Source organism: Butyricicoccus sp., from assembly GCF_050872565.1.
In the GTDB taxonomy this organism is placed as follows: Bacteria; Bacillota; Clostridia; order Oscillospirales; family Butyricicoccaceae; genus Butyricicoccus_A.
On sequence record NZ_JBNMHC010000291.1, the window covers coordinates 1 to 2,922 of the forward strand.

4 protein-coding genes are annotated in these 2,922 nt (G+C 48.7%); all 4 read right to left on the reverse strand.

The features are described 5' to 3' along the window. Positions 1-879, reverse strand: an 879-nt coding sequence (thiI, locus tag ACR0P9_RS10235; protein ID WP_432619827.1) for a tRNA uracil 4-sulfurtransferase ThiI, incomplete at its 3' end; no start/stop codon positions are given. Positions 880-1,332: 453 nt separating this feature from the next. Continuing rightward, positions 1,333-1,908, reverse strand: a complete 576-nt coding sequence (locus ACR0P9_RS10240; protein ID WP_432619829.1) for a hypothetical protein — start codon at positions 1,906-1,908, stop codon at positions 1,333-1,335. Between the two features lie 138 nt (positions 1,909-2,046). Further along, a complete protein-coding gene (locus tag ACR0P9_RS10245) occupies positions 2,047-2,259 on the reverse strand; it encodes a hypothetical protein (RefSeq protein WP_432619831.1) in 213 nt (70 codons plus the stop codon). 110 nt (positions 2,260-2,369) lie between these two features. Continuing rightward, positions 2,370-2,922: cysteine desulfurase family protein (locus tag ACR0P9_RS10250; RefSeq protein ID WP_432619832.1), on the reverse strand; the 553-nt coding region annotated here is incomplete at its 5' end.

The window sequence follows — 2,922 nt, forward strand, 5'->3', positions numbered from 1 at the left end:
CACCTGACCCAAGCTCTCGCCGGTAATCAGCGCACCGGCATCATGCTCCTGTGCCACGCGCTCTGCCAGACGCATCATAAAGCGGCGCATAATCAGCGTGAACATGTCTTCCGGGCAATTGTCGCGGATCGCTTCCTGAATTTCTGTAAACGGAACAACATATACCTCCATGCGGCCGGCATAGTGTGTCAGCAACTCTGCCAGCTCCATCACCTTTTCCTTGGCGCGCTCTGAGGTATACGGATAGCTAAAGAAATGCACCGCGCACAGCTCCAGACCGCGCTTTGCCATCATATAACCGGCAACCGGAGAGTCAATGCCGCCGGACAGCAACAGAGCTGCCTTGCCATTGGTACCGACCGGCATACCGCCAGGGCCAGGAATCTTGCCCGCATGAACATATGCCGCCTTGTCGCGCACTTCAATATTGACACGCAGTTCCGGATTGTGCATGTCCGGAATCAGATTTTCATACTTGTCATCGAGATCGCCGCCGATTTTCTGGCAGATCTGGATGGTATTGAGCGGGAATTTCTTATCCGAACGCTTTGCCTCGACCTTGAACCGCTGTACGCTCTCCAGCTCATCGCCCAGATATTCGTTGACGGTGTTCCAAATGGCATCCATGTCTTTTTCGCAAACTGCCGCACGGCAAATGGCTGCCACGCCGAATACATTGTGCACCGCATCGAGCACTTCATCCATATCTACGCCGTCTGCCGGTTCTACATAAATCGTAGACTGCATGATATACACACTGCACTTGCCGACTTTCGATACACGGCGGCGCAGATTGGCAATCAAACGGCTCTCAAACCGCCGACGGTTGAGACCCTTGAGCACAACCTCACCGAGCTTTAACAGTAAAACTTCTTTCATATGATATAACCCTCATTCAAGTGATAAAATTTTCGATGATTCACCTGCTTATCTTATCACAGCATATACTTGTTTGCAAGGGTAAGCGGCGCGCATCAGCCAAAGCCTTCCTCCTTGAGGAAGGTGGCGCGGCGTCAGCCGTGACGGAAGGAGCAGCTCGCGAGCAGATACGCTTTAGAGTAAATCTGATACGCGTCTTGTCAATCTGACAAAACTCCCTCAGTCTTCGCCTGCGGCGAATCCAGCTCCCTCAAAGAGGGCGCCTTCTTGGCTCTCCCTCTGGGAGAGCTGGCATTTGCGGAGCAAATGACTGAGAGGGCGAGCCAGTTACAAATCCTGCATCAGGCAAATCTGAGAGAATATACAGCTGGTACAAGCCCTCTCTGTCGCTCCGCGACATCTCTCCCAGAGGGAGAGACGAGTTTGGTCTGTGCGTAAGAGAAAATGCCTGCTTTATGATTCACTCACATTGCACCACGTGACATACGGATGGCTCAGTGCCAGCACAACAGCGGCCGCTGTGAGCAGCCAAGCGTGCAGGGTGACGCCGCACAGCAAAAACAACAAAACCGGAAGAATGGCCAGCGCCATGCTCACCCATGCTTTGTCATACAAGCGTCTGCTCGCCTGCATTCCCACATAGATAATCGCTGTCAATCCCACAGCTAGAATCACGACCACTGGCGACAGCATCATAAAAAATGCCGCCAGCACAACAATCGGCACAAATCCAATATATACGCTACGTCCTTTGAGCAGCTTGCGCCACAGCAGTGCATATAACAGCAAGCACACTAAGCTGCCCGCTGCGTAAATCGCCAACAGACCATCTGAGGTTCCCCAATCGCCTTTGACCGACAAAATCATCAAGATGATACAGCCATATCTGCCAATCTGTTCCAACAGATTCATACAGCGGCTGGTGCATTTATTTTTTACGTACTTATTTTGCAGCATATAGATTCCATTGGGAATAAGCAAGGCGATAATCATCAAAATATGGAATACGCCGAACCAACTAAATGTCATGATAAACACCTCCTGTTATCTCTCTACTCACAGTATAAAAAAATATTGCCGCTGATACAACTACAGTTCCATTACAAAATAACAACTATTTGGTAAATAAAAAATCACCTGCTCTTTTTCAGCAGGTGATTCAGCATGTTATTCTGGTGTTTTATCATCCGGTGCTGTGTCCGGCGAGAGTTCTTTTGTCTGCATATGTTTTTTCAATGCCGTGGACAGAATCAAAAGAAACCGAATACCAACGATAATCAGGACAACCAAAGCTGCCATCAGCACAAAGTTAAGCAGGATTGAAAGATACTGCATCACAGTATAAAATCCATTGTTTATCAGTCCAAACGAAATATCCATGCGAAGCACCTCCTATTTTGTCCCCAATACTATCTATTCTTCTTGTTCTAAATTATATCATTTCCATTCGTCATTGTAAATATAAACTGTCGTTTTTATGCAATATTTTGTTATACCCGTCTCAATCTCATCGTTCCTTCTTCCAGGGCATCCAGCAGGGCATCGACATCTTCCTCTGTATTGGACGGGGCAAAACTGATGCGCAGGGCACTATCAATGTCTGCATAATCGACTTTCATTGCAGCGAGCACATGGCTTGCCTTGCCCTTGGAGCAAGCGGAACCGGAGGATACATACACCTCATGCATCTCCAAAATGCGCAGCAGAACTTCACTCTTGCATCCCGGGAAAGATAGATTCACGACATGCGGAATGTCATGCTTGCCATTATATTTTGCCCAAGGGAATCGAGCGGCAATGCCATCAGTCAGGCGGTCACACAGCTGCTGTACTTTCGCATAATTTTCTTTCATCTGTTCGTTTCGTACTCGACATGCTTCGCCAAATGCAGCGATATTCGGTACAGCTTCGGTACCCGGACGCATTCCCCGTTCCTGTCCGCCGCCATACATCAGCGGCGCAATGCGTGTTCCCTTTTTCATATACAGAGCACCAATTCCCTTTGGTGCACCGATTTTATGTCCGCTGACACTGATAAAATCC

Coding starts and splice junctions, on each gene's coding strand:
- ACR0P9_RS10240 (WP_432619829.1), bottom strand. CDS start 1,908: ATGACATTTAGTTGGTTCGGCGTATTCCATATTTTGATGATTATCGCC.
- ACR0P9_RS10245 (WP_432619831.1), bottom strand. CDS start 2,259: ATGGATATTTCGTTTGGACTGATAAACAATGGATTTTATACTGTGATG.